This is a genomic window from Vallitalea pronyensis, assembly GCF_018141445.1.
In the GTDB taxonomy this organism is placed as follows: Bacteria; Bacillota; Clostridia; order Lachnospirales; family Vallitaleaceae; genus Vallitalea; species Vallitalea pronyensis.
Map to the genome: position 1 here is coordinate 3,891,175 of NZ_CP058649.1, position 19,483 is coordinate 3,910,657.

At 37.7% G+C, this 19,483-nt stretch carries 7 protein-coding genes; all 7 read right to left on the reverse strand.

Annotated features, from left to right (window positions below; translation table 11 throughout):
* Window positions 1-35: 35 nt before the first annotated feature.
* The 7 genes from HZI73_RS16425 to HZI73_RS16455 all read right to left on the reverse strand — a co-directional run bounded on the left by HZI73_RS16425 (window position 36) and on the right by HZI73_RS16455 (window position 19,448).
* The gene (locus tag HZI73_RS16425; protein WP_212694463.1) at window positions 36-1,100 is read right to left on the reverse strand and encodes a uroporphyrinogen decarboxylase family protein; all 1,065 of its coding nucleotides are present in this window, start codon (window positions 1,098-1,100) and stop codon (window positions 36-38) included.
* 212 nt (window positions 1,101-1,312) lie between these two features.
* The gene (locus HZI73_RS16430; RefSeq protein WP_212694464.1) at window positions 1,313-5,116 is read right to left on the reverse strand and encodes a carbohydrate-binding protein; all 3,804 of its coding nucleotides are present in this window, start codon (window positions 5,114-5,116) and stop codon (window positions 1,313-1,315) included.
* Window positions 5,117-5,458: 342 nt separating this feature from the next.
* On the reverse strand, window positions 5,459-14,374 hold the full coding sequence (locus HZI73_RS16435) for an Ig-like domain-containing protein (RefSeq protein ID WP_212694465.1): 8,916 nt from the start codon (window positions 14,372-14,374) through the stop codon (window positions 5,459-5,461).
* 395 nt (window positions 14,375-14,769) lie between these two features.
* On the reverse strand, window positions 14,770-15,501 hold the full coding sequence (locus HZI73_RS16440; protein ID WP_212694466.1) for a polysaccharide lyase family 7 protein: 732 nt from the start codon (window positions 15,499-15,501) through the stop codon (window positions 14,770-14,772).
* Between the two features lie 399 nt (window positions 15,502-15,900).
* The gene (locus tag HZI73_RS16445; protein ID WP_212694467.1) at window positions 15,901-16,893 is read right to left on the reverse strand and encodes a sugar phosphate isomerase/epimerase family protein; all 993 of its coding nucleotides are present in this window, start codon (window positions 16,891-16,893) and stop codon (window positions 15,901-15,903) included.
* Between the two features lie 16 nt (window positions 16,894-16,909).
* The gene (locus HZI73_RS16450) at window positions 16,910-18,085 is read right to left on the reverse strand and encodes a Gfo/Idh/MocA family protein (RefSeq protein WP_212694468.1); all 1,176 of its coding nucleotides are present in this window, start codon (window positions 18,083-18,085) and stop codon (window positions 16,910-16,912) included.
* Between the two features lie 307 nt (window positions 18,086-18,392).
* The gene (locus HZI73_RS16455; protein WP_212694469.1) at window positions 18,393-19,448 is read right to left on the reverse strand and encodes an FAD-dependent monooxygenase; all 1,056 of its coding nucleotides are present in this window, start codon (window positions 19,446-19,448) and stop codon (window positions 18,393-18,395) included.
* Between the last annotated feature and the right edge of the window lie 35 nt (window positions 19,449-19,483).

Sequence of the window (19,483 nt, forward strand, 5' to 3'; positions counted from 1 at the left end):
CCCCTCCTTCTTTTATATTCTAGCCTCCTTGTGCTTTATTTTATAATCGTTTTCTTCATTCTATTTAACAATGTTTTTCCTTCGTCTAAGTTAGGCGCCCATAGTTGTACGATGACATTTCTTTTGGGCCACCCTTCGTGCTCAAGTCGTTTAATAAATGTTTCCTGCTGTTCATAATCCTCTTGATTATAATACGCATTTAAGAGCACAAATTTTTCAGGTGCTTTTTCAGAAAGCTGCCATAAATCGTGGTATTGACTATCATAATCCAGTCCATACACATCTGCATTATTAAAGAACTCATCAATGATTTTCCCTGATGTGCCACAATAATGTACTCTGCCGCCGCCCATAGCTTTCATAAAACGCATATCTCTTTCTAGAACATAATCATGATACATCTGAGGGCTTATCATATGGGTTGAACAGTTACTAATTCTTGCAGCCCCTTTCCACATGGCTCCCCAATCAAAAAACCACTCTTTATCTGTACTCACCATGTTTTTCAACCATCTTGTCAGATCAATCATATAATCCGTCACTACATCCAGTAAAGCGCCAAAAGCCTCTGGGTCGTCATAGATATCCAATAAAATATCATTGCCCCGTATTAAGTGGGCTGAGTTAAATGGACTCTGGATATCAGGATGTTGTATATGGACACCTTCTGGTATATTTCTTTTAAAAATCTCTGTCCACTCTTCTAAGCGATCATACCACCCGGATTGGAACGAAGGTTTCTTTAGTGCGTATACATCTTGGGCTTTTTTAAGTATATGATTACCTGCACAGGGAAGGCTGTTATCTGGCTGAAACATCTCACATCCAAATGCTGCTGCAACCTGAGCCGTTCCAAATTGTACCCTTATTGAAGGCACCCTGTCATCTTGAAGAACCATATGTGTATGTAATGCGTCCAGCTCCCCTTGTAACATAACCATAGGGTCTGCAAGACGTTCCTCCCATGAAGGCGCATTTTCTACAGGTGTATTAATAATGACCATCGGATCACAATTTCCCGGATCAAGATGAAGTTTTTTATAGTTTACATAGAGCTTCTCAAATCTTTTTAAGTCTGTTTCACTAAGCTTAAATCTCATGATAATCCTCCCATATTCACATGTCTCACTATCCATCTGTTCCGCTTATAAAAAAATCTTTATCATCATATATTATAAGCAACTTTGCCTTCCTATAGTAAGTACAAATATATGACTTGTGTATCATATTATGACTTCTTTACGCTTAGGCATATGCAAAAGAGCAGAAAAGAAAACTTTTCTGCTCTTCATTGATTAAACGTTATTATGCTTTATTCAAAAACACGGATATCATCGAAGTAAACATTGCCTATTTTTCCATCAGCCCACCAATCAGCTAATGAGATTTTCGTAAAGTGGCCTAAGCCAGTAGGTGAGGCTATAAGTGTTCCATCAATATACATATCGCATTTTGTTCCCGATGTATAATCAAACGTTAATTCATGCCAGCCTGTTGTTCGACTAACATTAGTTGCCGTATAGGTGCCATCAACCCTGTAAACATATTTGGATGATGATACCCCTGTATTCACACCTATTGCACGAGAATAACCAGAAGCATCCACATAAGCGAGAACACCTAAAGATGTGTCGCTTGCATCATCATAGAACCATATACTGGCTTTATTTTGTTGATTTGTAGAAAAATTATGGACGATACCGTCTCTGTCTTCATTAAGTTCATAGGCATATGTACCGCTATGTTTTTGTGCCGTACTGGTTGTTGCTGATCCTTGATGGACTGCCCAATTACCAAACCCGCTTTCAAAGCCATCTGAAAAGGTGGGTGTTGACCCATCCGTGATGGATATGTCATCAAAATAAACGGTGCTTGATTTGTTATCTGCCCACCAATCAGCTAATGCTATTTTATTAAAATAGGTCAAGCCTGTTGGAGATGCTACCAATGTGCCATCAATGTACATATCACATTTTGTTCCCGATGTATAATCAAATTTTAATTCATGCCACCCTGTTGTTCGTGTTACATTGGTTGCAGTCCACGTGCCATCAACACGATAGACATATTTGGAAGTGGATGTATTGGTGTTAACGCCTAATGCTCTCGTATGGGAATCAGCATCTGCAAAAGCGGCAACAATCATGGATGTATCATTTGCATCATCATAAAACCATATACTCACACTTTTTTCTTGATTGGTAATAAAAGAATGTGTGACACCTTCTTTATCGGCATTAATCATAAGGGAGTGACTGCCACTATGTTTTTGTGCTGTACTGGTAGTTGGTGTCCCATCTGCTAGAACCCAATTGGAAAGCCCGTTTTCAAAGTCCTCAGATGTCATATCTGAACTTCCGCTTGGCAAATACTTTTCTATGAGTCCTATATCATCCACATAGCCCACATAATTGCCACTTGGTTTTTCTGCATAGATTGTCACACTTGTCACATTTGACCCTGTTGTAAACTCTAATTTCTGTTCGTTGACATCATAATCAAGGGATGATACATTAATTGATGTATCACCTGTACCACCAGCCAAATATCCTTTGACACCTAGTTTAACACTCTCGCTTGCAGAGGATTTGAAAAACCTAAATCGGTCAATGAGACATATGTTTCCTGTCCCTTTGAAAACAAGATAAACATCATGGGTACCTGTCGTAGACTGAATATTCTGTTCTAATAGTTGCCATCCTCCAAAATGATTAGCTGGAAGGGCTATGGTTCCAAGCAAAGTTCCTGAAGGTGAATCTCTCCTGACTTCAATTGTTCCTGAGCTTGATGTGTTATTAATGCCTACCTCAACTTTATCGAATAATGCTGAACTACCAAAGTCAATATTTGCAAAGGATAAGTAATCACCATTTTGCATATATCCTACACAACCTGAGCTTCGATAAGTTGTTTTTTCACCAATTGCCATGGATGCTGTGCTATAATTCTCAGCTTCAATGGCTTCTCCTGATACTTTTCCAAAACCTGATAACACATAGGTGGTATTGGGCTTTAACCCATTGATGGTTTGCTCAATTTTTTCACCGCTATCTAAAACAGCACTATATGTATTAGTTCTTACGATACCTGAACCCCGATAATCCCATCCATTACCTATTGCAATCTTAGGTGTACCCGTTGTTTGCCATCCTGTAAAATCTGCATATTCAAAGCCATTATTGGAAACATTGTTTTGATATTGTATCGCTGGTAGAGCATATACAGGATTAGGAGGATTGGCAAAATCATGTCCGGCTTGCCACTTGGGTTGACCTGATTCATAGGCACCAGCATCCGGTGCACTTCCACTGAACCCATCGGTTACACCTTCAATTTCCACACCGTAATCAATAGCGCCAGAACCACTAGCAAGTGTGAAATCACCGCTTGCTGCATTGGTAAATTGTGAAGAAGATGTGGTGGTATAGTTATTGAGTTTCAACGTATCTGAACCTTTATCAGCCATATTGCTTTGAATATTATTGATGTATTTTGTACCATACATATCATTCTCGTACTTGGTACCTGATGGTGCCCAGCTGTAAATACTTCCTTTATTATAGATGGTATTATTATAGACAAGTGTAAAATTAGCAGGTACATTGACTTGAATACCAAAATTAGAGTTATTATATACCACATTATTATAAACTAATGTGTTGGAACAGAAATTGTCAAAATAGATACCTGAACCATAATGTGCTTGATTCTCATGGACAATGTTATGATGAATTTGTGTATTATCCATGTTACTATTAGGTAAATAAACAGAGGCTGTATCACCTGTAAGCTTACACGTGTCAAAGATTTCATTATATTGAATAACACTTTTTGTCATCTGTCCAGATAAAGCAGATCTGGCTGTTGAGTTAATGGTGTTATGACTAATTAATTGATAGATTCCTGACATAAGAATACCGTTACCATTCATGTTATACACGGAAGAATGATGAATGTAATTATTGATAATACGGTTATGTTGCCCACCAAGTTGTATAGCACTCCAGAACATATCCGTGATTTCACTGTCACGAATGGTGTTGTATTCACCTTCTAATAAGATACCTGGCTTTGCACCCGAACGGGCAGGATCATTATTCATACCTTCTTTGAAAAACTTGTCAGCACCCGTAATGAGACTATCTTTTATGGTACAATTGGATGCATTTTTGAAGTTAACTTGACTACCTCGTAAATGAATACCTTCTATCTGGATATGGGATTTACCACTTAAATCAAATGCATATTCTCGACGACGAAATTCTACTGTTTTACTTGAGGGATTGCCGCCACCTGATACCCATAAATATAACGTGTTTGTAGACGTATCCTTATACCACTCATTGGCTGTATCCAGTGCATTTAATGAACCGGTTATAGCGTAAATGTCATTGGCTCTTGGTGTATACCACTCGGCCATATTAAAAAGAGGTGTATGGGTAATCGTACCTGTTGACCCGTTAAAATCGACAATTTTACCTGTTTGTATGGACCAGTTATTACATTGCACATACACGATTGCACCATTCCAATAATCATTTGGAAAACTTTTTAGAGCGGAATCCGTTAGTGTCCAGTTGTTTTCTGATCCCCCATTTACAGATGAATCCACTGTAGCATAGGTGGCTCTATCAAGAAGATTGGTACTATTAGGCCATCTGGCTTCATGAATTAAGGCACCATCAACGAATAATGTATTCCCTGCCCCATTCATGTAGTCCCAGTTCACCGTTGCTTTGTAAATGGAACCTGAATGCTGAGTCCATCCTGTTACCAAGTCACTCCCACTTATGGTGACTTCTTCGTTATTATATTGTTTAAATAGAATAGGATTGGTTGTTGTTCCTGAATGGGCAGGTGTGACTGTTTCTCGATAAACGCCCCCACGTACATAACATGTATCACCTGCTGTCATGACACTTGCTGCTTTTTGAATGGTCTTAAAAGGGGTACTGGGAGTTGTCCCGTTGTTTGAATCATTTCCTGTGGTTGCCACATAATAAGTTGTGCCAGCTGCACGTACGGTTATACCATACAAAGGTAACATAATGGTTGTCAGTAAGACAACCATGGCAATAAGCGCAAGCGTTTTATTCTTTACCCTTAAACATCTCATAAGAAAACCTCCTAAATAAATTTATTGTTAAAAGTAGGCCTTACTTAGAACACATATGAAGTAACTCAATTTAATGAATTGATGCAAAAGTAATTTTAATTCAAAACTATCACATTTATCTTTTCTTTTTTCATTGTATTACTATTTTAAAAGGCTGTATAGGACAAGGTTGTTACTTTATTCATTTTTAGTTACTTTATTCGTATTTAGTTACGCTTATAACCCATTTGGTTGATTATTATTTGACTAAATACTTGTTTTATTGCTATTTTTAGACAAAATAAGGCTGTATAAAAGACATACCTTACTTTTATACAGCCCACTTGTATCATGATGTGATGATTATTGGGTTACATTACCTTTTAGATAATACCAATCCTTAACCCAATTCACGGCGTCAGGACCAACACCTCTGTTTAATACGTTGATTAAATCGCCTTTAACATGAATACCTGTGTTATCAATTGCTTTACCATATTTGCCTGCACATGGCTCATCAATAAGTATATTCTTTAGATTAGGGTATTTATTGTAAGGGCTTTTTTTACTAAACCAATCAATGGTTATGGGTTCCATGGATATAGGGTCCCTATGGGTTCCATAACCATGAACATTCCAGTTATTAACACCTGTATATCCCCAATTGGTTATGGTTACACCATCATCTACATTTTTAAATGTATTACCAATGACAACGTTATCACGACCACCATTTATGAAAATACCCCAATGGACATTCTCAATAACGTTATCGTAGATATGTGTGCCAGCCATTAAGTCGTCTAAATAGATAGCGGAGTTATCCACATGTGTTGTTTGGTTACCAATATCGTGGAAATAGTTATTTCTTATAACTGTTCCCCTGGTTAATACGTTTCTACCTGTATAGATTGCAGACTGATCACCTGCATCAAGTACGACATCATAGAACTCTGTAAATTCAATGACATGGTCGTTTCCACTATACATGAGTGCATTATGTGGACCATCGGATATCTCACAGGCTGAAACCCTATTACCTACACCACCCATGTTCACTGCAGGGTTATAAGTTTTTTTCACCGTTGCAAAGGTCTCAAATCGACACCCCTCAACATAGTTGTCCCCTCTTTCAAGTGTCGCTTGGTCACCGCCGCCTAGATTGATACCACCATTAACTTGGTATAGGATACAGTTAGAAAAACCGTTGTTTTTAGCATAATCCACTTTATCGCCAATGGTTGCATTTTCTATGGAGCCTGCTTTTTCTCGTGTACCGCTGATATAGCAATTGCTGATGCGATTATCATGTCCACCATGAATTGCAACTGCTTGACCCATCATCACTTCCATGCGAATCCCATCAATTGTCAGATAAGATGTACTGTTAAATGTGAACATATCGTCCTCAAGATAAGGAATCTGCATTAAGTTATCTGCCTGCATATCTGCATCTGTTGGTGGGTAGAAGTAGAGATCAAAGTTCTTTTGATCAATATACCATTCACCTGGTGCATCCAGTTCTTCAATGAGATTGTATACGTAGAAGGATTTCCCATTTCGTACACCATAAGCACTTGGAACTCGTGATTCAATGGTACCATCTTCTGCAATGTCTTTTATAGGTATGGATTGGTCTGAAAACTCATTTTGCCAGTAACCAAGCATCCATATGTCCTCTACACCTCTCCATTTTTTATAACGGTCACCCATGGGGCTACTTTTTATTTTGAAGCCATCATAAGGTTCACGACCTTCTGGAGGTACATAGCCTGGTCGACCAATGATATCATCTTTCCACATCCTAGGGATAGCTCCCATATGCACAACCTCTGTAATCTTGGTATTACCTGTATTGGGGTATCTAGCCAATGTCATGTCTTGATTATTAAAGATGACTGAATAATAGGGTACATCAAAGTTTTCACCATTCTGATCATACACACCGTGTTCATGAATGGTTGTCAAAATACTTGTACTATGACCAAAATGCTGGAGTTTCTTATAGGTATTTATACCATATTGTCCTAAGTCAATGACATACACCTTATCACGTACATCCTCTTGAAGCTTGCTATACATGGGTGACTCAGCATTCACTTTACTAAACTTCTTCGTATCTAAGTCAATAGAACCTCTTAATGTAACATTATCGTCTTCATAAGCTTTGTAAGTGATTGGTTTGTTACGTGTGCCTGAATCCTTCTTATCAAAGACAATGCCTTCTGTTACGTTATAAATACCTTCTTTTACATACACCACAATGCCGTCTTTAGGTAACTTATTTAGGGTTCTAATTTCGTCTCTTGCTCTTTGGATGGTTGCAAATGGCTTTAATGAGCTGCCATCTCCATTTTCATCGTCACCATCTGTTGCAACATAAATTTCTTTTCCATAGCGGTGGTTATCTTTCACGATAACTTTACAGGTGGTTTTTCGTTTTCCATCTTGGGTCATAGCTGTAATAACTGCTGTACCCATCCCCATTGCTGTAACCAAACCTTTATCAACAGTAGCAACACTTTCATCACTAGAAGACCATACGGCTAAACGATCTGTTACACCTTCTGGAGTAATAATGGCATTGAGCACTTTTATCTCGGTTGGTTTTAGCTGGATTGATTTTACTTTTTTAGGTTGATCCGTTATCATCTTATCACTAATCTTAATGCTTTTTGCCTGGATCTCTTTGTAGTCAATGGCCACGGTAGCATTAGCACCGCTACTGGCTGTAACCGTTGCATTGGCTTTCCCATATTCTGCTCCACCTTTTACAGAACCGCCTCGGGATACCTGCAGAATATTGGTATCACTCACGGAGTAGCTAAACTTATCAGTGGTTGGATAGGAAGATTTTTCAGCTGTATAAGATAGCCTAGCTGGACTTATAACATGGGTATCATAATAGCCTAATGTTGCCTTGTTCTTAGGTAGTTTTATTTTCTTAACTGGGTTCTTCTCCAAGATTTTGAATTCATCAATAATAAAATAGGCACTTTTTGATGCATGTTCATAGTCAACAGTAATGGTATCGAATGCTTTTACATGGTCACTGGCAATAAGCAAACGATTATCCATATATACTTTTAAACCATCTTGAGATGCAAGGTCAAATTCCAACTGATGCCAGTCACTAAGCCTTCTGATTTTTGTATCTTGTTCAGGTTGTACGACACCTTCTATGATCTCATAGATGTAATATCGACCTTCCGAATTACCATTGCTTTTAGCCCAGAATACCACTGCATTTTTTTCATCCCCTATGATGAATTTTACATCACTGGCATCGTAGCGGAAGTTTCTAAACCAAAATGACACGGATTTTTTATACAAAGGTTTTGCAAAGGTATAGGTGGCATATGCCTTATGCACATCATTAACCTCTTCCGTGTTAACCATAAACCCTTTGCCATCAATGGATGTAATATTGCTGTCATCTGTCACCTTTGTTCCCCATTGAATATTAAATGGTGTTTCATCATCTAAGAAATTATAGTGTGTGTAGTCTTTAAGGATTGGCCTTAACTTGGTGATTGCATTGTTTAATGCATTAAGCTTTTCAACTAAATCATGATCTTCAGGCTTTGCCGCTTTTGCTTCGTTCAAGACTGTTTGAAATGCTGTCCAATCACTTAACTCGTCATCATCGTCATCATCATCGTTATCATCATCGTCGTCGTCATCTTCATCATCGTCGTCATCATCTTCATCGTCATCATCATCGTCGATATCCGATGTATAATCTTTTTTATAAAAACCATTTGCAAATTCAATACGTTTCAAGAGTGCTGTGTACTGCTCATTGGCAATGCTCTCAAAAGGTTCGTTATTACGTATAACTTGTCCTGGTAGACCTCCTGACGCTTTTAACCGAACCATAATCTGATTAACAGCATAGGTGTTATTTCCTACAACTAGTGGTTTAGCTGTACATGTGATAAAACTATTACCAAAATCTAAGCTGTATTCATAATCCGCGATGTTGTCGTAACCTGGTACATTTGTCCAGCTAAATGTATTCTCCTCATCATTAACAATAGGTGCTGTAGGTGCTGCTTCAACTTGAATAGGGTTACCCATGGTACTTGCGATGGATAAATCATCGAAGTAGAATGGTATATCCTTCGTCTGCCAATAGTTCTCGAAGAGAAGGTAATCAAATCCTTTGGCTGGTCGTGTTGCTACCATCTGATCGTCAATGTACATGGTAACCGTCTGACCATCGGTATAATCCCATGTAAACTTATGCCAGCCTTTTGACCTTGGAATCTTAGTTACACCAGCTTGATCATACTTGTCATCGCCTCGCCAGCTATAATAATTAGCGCTGGTGATACCTAATGATGAGCTTCCATACTTATTATAGAGGGTAGCTCCATTATGGATTTCACCTTGTTGCCCCAGTGCTGTACTTTCTAAATTTCTAACCAACACCCGGGTATCTTCTAACATATCATCATAGACCCATAGGTTCATGACTTTGTTTGTATGAAGTTCTCCAAAATGTTTTACTACACCGAACTTATTATCACTGCCATTTTCAATCTTCACCCCACGTACACCACTGCGGGAATGGGTACTATCCAAAATAACTTTTGGTCCTGTACTCGTGGTGTTAAAACCATTAAGATCATCTTCTGTCTCAAACATATTTTGAAGAATCTCTGTACCGCCATTGTTCTTTTTGAAGTTTGCAATCAAATGTCTATTGTCTTTTATGTCAAAAATATAGATGGGGAACTCACTAACCACTTCTCCATTCTCTGTCCAATTGACAAAAGTGTAGTCTTGCTCCGGGACTGCTGATACTTTATGTTGATAACCTTCAAGTATATTGGTTCTTGCTCCTTTAACCTTACCGCCAAGCCCAGGGTTAGCCGTTGTATTAATCGAATAGAGTTTACCTGGACCAACTTCTTCATGATTGTTCTTTTCATAGAAACAATCGTGCAAAACCTCATACTGCTTTTCATAAGTACCTAAATACCAATCTTTCGTCCAAAAAGAGTCGTCTACATTAATAAATGTATTATCAATGAGTCTATTGTATTTAGCACTTTTAAGGTTATCGTCAAGGGCATAATATAAATGCTTGAATCGACCATAGGGACTATCAGGGTCATCCCAAGGCACATCAAATACCACATTAGGGTCATGCGCGGAATGGGATAAACCTAAGTTATGGGTAAACCAGTTATTCAAATAGATAAAACCACCAATAGCTGTGCAGATACCATGCTCTACATTCACAAAAGTATTACCAATAATGGTATTATCACGTCCACCACCTACAATAATCCCTTGCGACGTGTTTTCAAAAATATTATCAATGATTGTTGTACCTGCAAAACCATCATCAAGATACACGCCTGCTCTGCCTGCTCCGCCTGCATGTCCAACAATATCATGGAAGTAGTTATTTCGAATAACCGTACCTCGCGATAGCGTGCTTCGGCCACAATAAATGGCTGCTTGGTCATCAGCATCTCGAACAACGTTATAAAACTCCGTAAATTCGATGAGATTCTCATTACCTGCGAACATAAGTGCATTATGGGCATTTTCTGTTATTTCACAGAAAGATACCCGGTCACCTATTCCTCCAAGGCTCACTGCAGGGTTATAGGTGGTCTTCTTGAGACCAAAGTTCTTAAATAAACAGCCTTCTACAAAGTTGTAACCTCTCTCAAGGGTTTTGGGTTCGCCACTCATTATGCGAATACCACCATTAATATTTAAGATGTCACAATATGAAAAACCATTATAAGTCGGGTTAACCGTATTACCTGTGCCGTCATCATAAGGTTGTATTTTCCCAACTGTACCATTAATGTCATTAATCTTACAGTTGGTGATGAGGTTATGTGACCCTCCGTTAATTTCAACAGCATCGCCAACAGTTACTTCCATGCCTATGCCGTCAATGGTCATGTAATTGGTATTATTAAACGTGAACATGATTTCTTCTAGACGAGGGATTTGAAGCAATTGTTCTTTTTGTATGTCCACACCATTTGGCGGATAAAAATAGAGTACAAAGTTTTCTTGGTCTATGTACCATTCCCCTGGTATATCAAGCTCCTCAATAAGATTATAGACATAGAATCTTGCATTTTTATCCACACCATATGAGCTTGGCTCATCTGCTGTAATTTGTTTGCCATTAATGCTTCTAACGGGTACGGACTGATCTGACCAGTTGTTACCCCAGTAACCAATCATCCATGCTCCAGTACCATCATGTGGACGTACCGAGTTGCTCCAATTGGAGACTTTATTAGCATCAGCGTTTAGCGCTTCAATAATAAAGACATCCTCCTGGTCTCTTTCCTCTGGAGGTACCCATGAAGCTGAACCTTTAATATCATCTTTCCATAATCTTGGTTTTGCACCTTCATGAACCACAGTAGATACTTTTGTATAATCCTCATTTGGCCATCTTGCTAAAGTCATTTCTTGACCATTCAGTACCAGTGTATGATAAGCCCTATCCAGATTTTTGCCTTCATCTCTTAGCCATGGGAGGTTTCCAATGCTGTGTCCAACATATTGCAGTGACCTTGCTTCATTTATTCCATGTTGTGATAAATCCAACGCGTATACTTTATCTTGAACATGCATAGGTAATCGGGAATACAGGGCATGGGAACTATCTACTTTTACAAATTGTTCTGTTATCAGGTCTTCTGAACCTCTAAATGTAACCTTTTCATCTTGATAAGTGGTATACACAACGGGTTTGTCTGCTGTGCCTGAGTCCCTATCATCAAACACAATACCCTTCTTAATGGTATAGATACCTTCTCTGAAATAGACAACAACGCCTCCTTCAGGTAAGGTCATACCCCTAATTGCATCTCTAGCTTTCTCTAGCGTAGCAAAAGGTTTTTCTAGACTACCATCACCTTGCTGGTCATCACCATCGTTTGCTACAAAGATTTCTCTCCCATATACATGTTGCTTCTCTTGTACCGTCATATCACATGTTGCCACTTTATTGCCATCACGGGTTGTTGCTGTAATGGTTGTTGTACCATTAGCTATAGCTGTGACTAAACCATCTTTTACAACAGCCACATTGTCATCACTACTTGTCCATTCTACCTGCCTATCTGTTACACCTTTTGGTAATAGAACAGCATTTAATACCTTACTTTGACCTATTTCTAACGTAAAGGACGATAGTGGCTGAATATCAATGCCTTCTTGACCCATGGCAGCTATATCCACGTATAAGCTGTCCGTGATAAAGAGTGATTCAACCTTACGGTCTACCACGTCAATCGTTATGGTATCACTTTTTCCACTAGAAGAAGTAACCGTTGCCGTAGCCTGACCAAATTTCATACCTTCAATAGATCCTTCTGTTGTTACATTCAGTATGGTTTCATCTGATGATGCAAATGTAAAGAAATCAGTTGTGGCATAGGCTTTCGCAGTTTCAATCTCTAAAACAGGCGGACAGATTTCATATGTATCAAAATACCCTATAGAAGCTGAATTTTCTTTAATCTTTAAACTGGTTACAGGATTCTTTTCCGTTATTCTGAGGCTGTCTATCAGTACCTTTTCTGAATCTGCATTATACCCACCTGCTGTCTTTACGGCTATGGTGCTAAAATCCTTTAATGTCTCTAACTCATCAATATAACGACCATCAAGATACACCTTCGCACCATCTTGGTTGGCTAAATCCCATGAAATGGTATGCCATGAGTTCAGTCGTCGTATTCTAGATGACGTGCTGTCTTGTTTCACCCCATTAAGAACCTTATAGGTATGAAAACAATAATTCCCATCAATTCTCTCTGGCTGGAATTCAATCCCTAAACCATTTCCCTTATCATCACTTAATATAAATTGTAGTGAATTAGGTGTATTGGCATAATCCTTCACTTCAAGGGATACGACTTTGTCTTTAACAGGTTTAGCAAAGCTGTAAGCAGCATTTAGCATCTGATCCCCATTCACCAGTAACGTGTTTATGAATAAACCTTTTTTACCATGAATACTTATGGTTTTAAATTCATCAAAATCTCTTTCACCTTCTAAGATGGTAAAAGGATTAATGCCATCCTCTTCAAAGTCAACATGTATTTGATCATCCAATAGGGGGATTAAGCTATGGATTGCCCCATTAAGACCATCTAATTTACCTAACATATCCACTTGGTCTACTAGTGCTTGTTCTGCAGCACCAAGGGCTAAACTGAATGCCTCCCAAGCTGATGTTTCGTAATCCAATGAATAAAAGGTCTTAGCAAATGCCACACGTTTTGCCAGCTTTTCATAGTTTTCATCCACTTTTACCGTGAATGCTTCATGATTGCGTAACACTTGTCCTGGAAGATCGCCAGATGCTTTCAATCGCACCATCACTTGATTGACAGCATATGTTTCATTGCCTACTGACTGTGGGTTAGCTGTACAGGGTATAAAGCTATGACCATAATCCAAGCTGTACTCATAATGATCGATGCTGTCATATCCTGGAACGCTTGTCCATCCAAAGGTATCGTTACTATCGTCTATGATAGGCTCTGTAGGCGCTTTTTCAACATGAATAAAGTTATCTATTGAATCTGTAATGGATAAATCATCAAAGTAGAAAGGTATATCCACCGTCTGCCAATAATTTTCAAAAACAAGATAATCAAATCCTTTTGCTGGACGGGTTGCAACCATCTGGTCATCAATGTACATGGTTACTGTTTGACCATCGGTGTAATCCCATGTGAACTTATGCCACCCCTTGGATCTGGGTATATTGGTTACACCTGATTGATCATAGGTGTCATCGCCTCTCCAGCTATAATAATGAGGATCACTTATGAGTAATCCTGAGCGTCCATATTTATTATAAATGTTCCCCAAGTTATGTTCTTCACCTTGTTGTCCCACTGCTGTACTTTCTAAAGCTTTAACCATCACGCGAGTGCCTTCTAACATATCATCATATACCCAAAGGTGTATGACTTTGTTCATTTGAAGTTGTCCAAAATGTTTTGCTACACCGAACTTACTATCACTGCCATTTTCAATTTTAACACCACTTACACCACTGTGAGAACGGGTGTTATCCCTGAAAATCTTAGGTCCTGAGCTTGTTGGGTTAAAACCATCCAAGTCATTCACATCTTCAAACATGTTGTGATAGTTGTTAATTTCTCCAATCGGTTGAGCTAGTACATGAATCTCTGATACAGCTGTCGTAAAAAGCATTGTCAACATGACAGCATAACTTATTACCTTCTTCAAGTGTGCCGTATACATTTTCATTACTTTTCTCCTTTCATCATGGTTAATGATATAAAATACATTGAAATTATAACATCTATAATTCTTTATAAACATACCGTTTTTGTTACAATATTCTTTGTTTGTTTCTTTTTTAATGCACATATAATACAATTTACATTTTATATAATATATTTACATTATTCTATATATCTATACAAAAGCATTCCCTGACGCTTATAATTCGTCATGGATTTAATACACTATATAGCATGGGGATGAAAAAAAACACACACTACATAGTATTTTTGTGACATTTCGCTCATATTGTTACCAATTCAATGCCAAATAGGTATACGAAAAAGAGAGCAAATATTATTTGCTCTCTTTTTCATTAGCGGGGACTTATTATGCTAACAGCCCCATATATGTAAATTTTAGTAATGTGTCACATTTAAATCATAAATGATACAGCAGCCATAAGCGTAATAACTATCGCCTTTGCTTGTGTTGGACTGGGTATACATACCTGCCTTAAAATAGCATCCTGATGTTGATACTTTATAAGTATAGACATAGTTATCGTTATAATAGATTTGTACACCACCATTTTTAGCTACAAATTTAACTTTAAAAATAGTACCTAATTGATAGTTGTTTGTTAATACAGGACCATCATCCCCATTCTCATCAACAAATAATTTGTTGCCTTCTAACCGTATAACAATCACATCATCATTTGAATCATGAATCTGTCCCACCACAACATGTGGCTTAACAACTGGTAGATGGGTTATTTTCTGTCTAATTTCCATGATATGTGTTCCCGAAGTTGTTGACCAGCTTGCTTTATCCTTACCGTTATTTTTCATCTCTCTTAATTCACTTCGAGGATACGATGAACCAGATGTCGTAGCGCCTCCACAATGTGCTTTAAAGCGAACCCCACTTCCACTGTCTACGAAATAAGAACTGTGCTCATAAGAGTCTAGTGCTGGTTGCTTAACTTCCATAGCATTACCATTTGAACCTGCAATAGGAAGTGTTATCTTCCAATTTGTTAAATCAAGTATATCCGATGGATAAGTTGCAGCCATTACTGTTGTTGTGCTAGAAACGAGTAAAAATATCCCCATAAAAATACTTAAAAAATTCTTGCTTTTTCTCATATAAAGCTCTCCTTTATTTTTATTTATTTTTCATTTGTATTTAATCCATAATCATCGTTTGTATAAGAAACCTCCTCCGTGATCTAAACTTTATACATTAAATAAAATGATAAAATAACCTGTTTATGCAAGAGACATTTTTACGTTATAATCTAATAATTCTGTTATTATATATTATTATACAATATTAAATAAATTTTTTCAACATTAAATTTAAATAAATTCTTCCTATTCAGACAAAAGTTTATTTTATCTACTGGTCTATTAATTATAGGCTTATATTAGAAATATATTTTTACATATGAAAAAGAGAGTATATACTCTCTTCTTCGTTGTAAGGGGTTTGTTTCTTTCATCTAATTCATGACATATCGTCTGTTTTAATGAATATATGGCCAATTAATCTGTTTTAATGGCGTCATCGAATGCAATGGTTGATGGTGCAAAATCTACTGTTTTAACAAATTCACAAGCTTCTTTGGCTCCAAATTCTCTTTCCATGCCACTATCTTCCCACTCCACTGATAATGGACCACTATAGTCTATATCATTAAGGGCTCGAATGATTTCTTCAAAATTGACATCACCATGACCAAGTGAACGGAAATTCCATCCTCTTCTGGCATCTCCGAACTCAATATGGGAACCTAGAATGCCTGTTCGCCCATCTAATGTCACCGCTACATCTTTCATATGTACATGGTATATCTTATCAGGAAAATCACGAATTAACATATGTGGCTCCATGCCTTGCCATAATAAATGACTTGGATCAAAATTAATACCTAAGGTATCACAGTTATTAAATTTCTGGAACAATTTCTTAGTGGTATAATAGTCAAATGCTATTTCTGTAGGATGAACTTCAAGGGCAAACTTAATGCCATTTTTCTCGTATTCTTGTAAAATTGGTGTCCATAAGGTTACGATTTCATCAAATCCTGCATCAACCATTTCTTGAGAGGTCTGAGGGAATGAATACCAATATTTCCAAATAGGCGACCCCATAAACCCTGTAACAACTTTACACCCCATATTTTTAGCGGCTTTTGCTGCTGCCATGGTATAATCGATACCCCATTGACGTATTTTCTCTGGATTTCCTGCCATGTCAGCAGGTGCGAAACCATCTAATCGTTTATCGTATAGGTCACCAACACACTGACCTGCAAGATGGTTGCCAAGAGCCCAGCACGTTAAACCGTATTTTTCTAGTATGGCTTTTTTTTCATTGACATAGTCCATGTCTTCTGCTGCTTTAAAAGCATCTAAATGGTCTCCCCAGCATGCAATTTCTAATCCATCATAACCCATTTGACTCATTTTTTTGCATAGTTCTTCAAAAGGCATATCTGCCCATTGTCCTGTGAAAATCGTTACCTTTCTTGCCATTTGTTGACCTCCTTGATTATTCTACATTAACCCATATACTGCCTTTTTTACTGCTCTCTACACATTTGTGAATAAATAGTACCCCGTTTAATCCATCGGTCACATCTGTAAACTTTAAGTCCTCATGGGATAGCTCTTGATTGTGTAATGTCTTTACTAAAACTTGAGCAAATTTTACATAGATATTTGCAAAGGCTTCATAATAAGCTTCAGGATGACCTGCTGGAAGCCTGGTAAGTTGTTGTGCTTTGTGACCGATATAGCCTTGACTTCTGGAATAAATCTGAACAGGCTCACCTATAGCACATACCTTTAGAGCATTAGGTGTCTCTTGACTCCATTCAATGCTTCCCTTTGTCCCATATATCCTAACCCTTAATCCATTTTCATGACCTACTGCAATTTGTGAACTCCAATACATACCACTGGCTCCGTTTTCAAATTCTACAAGAACTTGTGCATTGGTATCTAATGGACGCTTAGGTGGAATACACTCCAGTTTTGCACATACTCTTTTGATGTTTAAACCTGTTATGTAATGGACTGTGTTTTCAATATGGCTTCCTATATCACCTAAACAATTGGATATACCAGCTATTTTGGGGTCTGTTCGCCACTGTGCTTGCTGGTTATCGGTTTCTTCTTCCAAATTGGTTAACCAATCCTGTGGGTATTCCCCCATAATGGTTCTAATCTCGCCAATTTGTCCAGATTGAACGATGTGCCTTGCTTCTTCAACCATGGGATACCCTGAATAGGAATAGGTAACCATGAATAACAGATTGTTGTCTTCTGCCAATTGCTTTAATTCTTTTGCCTGCTCAATTTCAAAACATAACGGTTTTTCACATACCACATGAATCCCAGCTTGCAGAAATGCTTTTGCTACATCATAGTGTATGTAGTTTTGGGCTACAATGGAAACAAAGTCAATGCCATCTTCCCGTTCACTTTCCATTTGGGCCATTTGCTGATAATTTTCGTATAAGCGTTCTTTGCTTATGTCCAATTTTTCTCCTGTAGCCAGTGTCTTACTATAAGTTCTAGAAAAACACCCTGCCACCAGTCTGCATTTGCCATCAAATGCAGCTGCTTTACGATGAACATCTCCAATAAAAGAACCTTCACCGCCGCCTACCATACCATAATGTAACGTTATGTCTGATTGCTCGGATTTCTTTGCGTCAATCATTTGTAAACCTCCCTTATTAGCATGTATAATCTTATATTATCTGTTTACATGTATTTATTATATATCAAATTCTATCATCCACATAGTCTTTTGTGTATTTTTTTGAATTAATAGAAAATATAAAGTGAAACATGAAATACAACCATGACCTTATGAATGAATTATAGTCATATTATAGTATGTTTTTCTTGCAACAACCAGTGATTCAATTGACCAATACTAATACAATATTGACTTTTATTGTGATAGCTGCTCCTTACACCTTTTGAAAAGTACATGGTAATTTTCAGCGGGCTGACTTAGACTCCTATCTGGTACATTTTAGGGTGTTTTCCCAGAAATAAGGATGAAAATTTTTCAGAAAATCCCATTGCCTTTTCATCCGTACTAACTCGTCAGCCATGTTCATTCGGTATTTTTCTTCAATATCTTTACAGTCCATTAATTCAGAGGATTTCTGATGGCTACAGGCATCTGCTATACTTAGCCCACTCATCAGTGCGATGGAAATACCTTCTCCAAAAGGATTTAATAATCCTGCTGCTTCCCCAGCAAAAAAAACCCTTTTGTTTCGTAAAACCACGGGCAAATCAGGTATCACTAATGGAAGACACCAAGCTTCACTTTTAATTTCTTTTTCTATGTGAAGAGATATGTCTTTTTTTAAGAAATTCACAAATTGCTCATGGAAATCAACAGCTTTTGTTAGGGTTTTAGCGATAGTACCTATAACAATAAGATTATCTTTCGTATTAATCCATGCATCATATTCCGAGAAATCTTTTGAAATATAGGCGTAGAATTTTGACTGATCTATGGAAGCCCTTCCTTGGTAGAAGTTCTGATAGGTAACCACCTTGTCTTGTTGAGGTGTTTGGGTTAGCATCCTTGATGTACCATTCACACCATCACAGGCAATAACTATTTTAGTGTTTATATGATGCGTTTGTTTCCCTTTGATTGTTACTGACACATCTGTTCGATTATCTTGAATCTTGATTACCCTTGCATTATCGATTAAGTCAGCTCCTGCTTGAATGGCATGCTGGGTTAGCCAATAGTCAAAGTAATCTCTTCGAACATTCATCCCTTCATCTATATAATCTTGCCCCTTCATGGATGCATCAACTATGGTGATACCATTGGTTGTCCAAGGTGTGGTCTTTACATTACCCGGAATAGGACCAAAATACGTTTCAAGGATATCCACAGATTTTTTTATTAACACACCAGAACATGATTTGTTTCTTGGTAATGGATAGGCTTCTACAATAAGTACTTTAAAATGTTTCGCAAGATTATAGGCTGCCATTGTACCAGCAGGGCCGGCACCAATAACAATGATATCGTATGATTTATTCACGTGCACTCTCCTATCTGTTTACTTGCTTATATCAC

What these genes read in the sequence shown, in the direction of transcription:
- HZI73_RS16440 (WP_212694466.1), bottom strand. Translation starts at nt 15,501, where the DNA reads ATGAGAAAAAGCAAGAATTTTTTAAGTATTTTTATGGGGATATTTTTA.
- HZI73_RS16425 (WP_212694463.1), bottom strand. Translation starts at nt 1,100, where the DNA reads ATGAGATTTAAGCTTAGTGAAACAGACTTAAAAAGATTTGAGAAGCTC.
- HZI73_RS16445 (WP_212694467.1), bottom strand. Translation starts at nt 16,893, where the DNA reads ATGGCAAGAAAGGTAACGATTTTCACAGGACAATGGGCAGATATGCCT.
- HZI73_RS16430 (WP_212694464.1), bottom strand. Translation starts at nt 5,116, where the DNA reads ATGAGATGTTTAAGGGTAAAGAATAAAACGCTTGCGCTTATTGCCATG.
- HZI73_RS16450 (WP_212694468.1), bottom strand. Translation starts at nt 18,085, where the DNA reads ATGATTGACGCAAAGAAATCCGAGCAATCAGACATAACGTTACATTAT.
- HZI73_RS16435 (WP_212694465.1), bottom strand. Translation starts at nt 14,374, where the DNA reads ATGAAAATGTATACGGCACACTTGAAGAAGGTAATAAGTTATGCTGTC.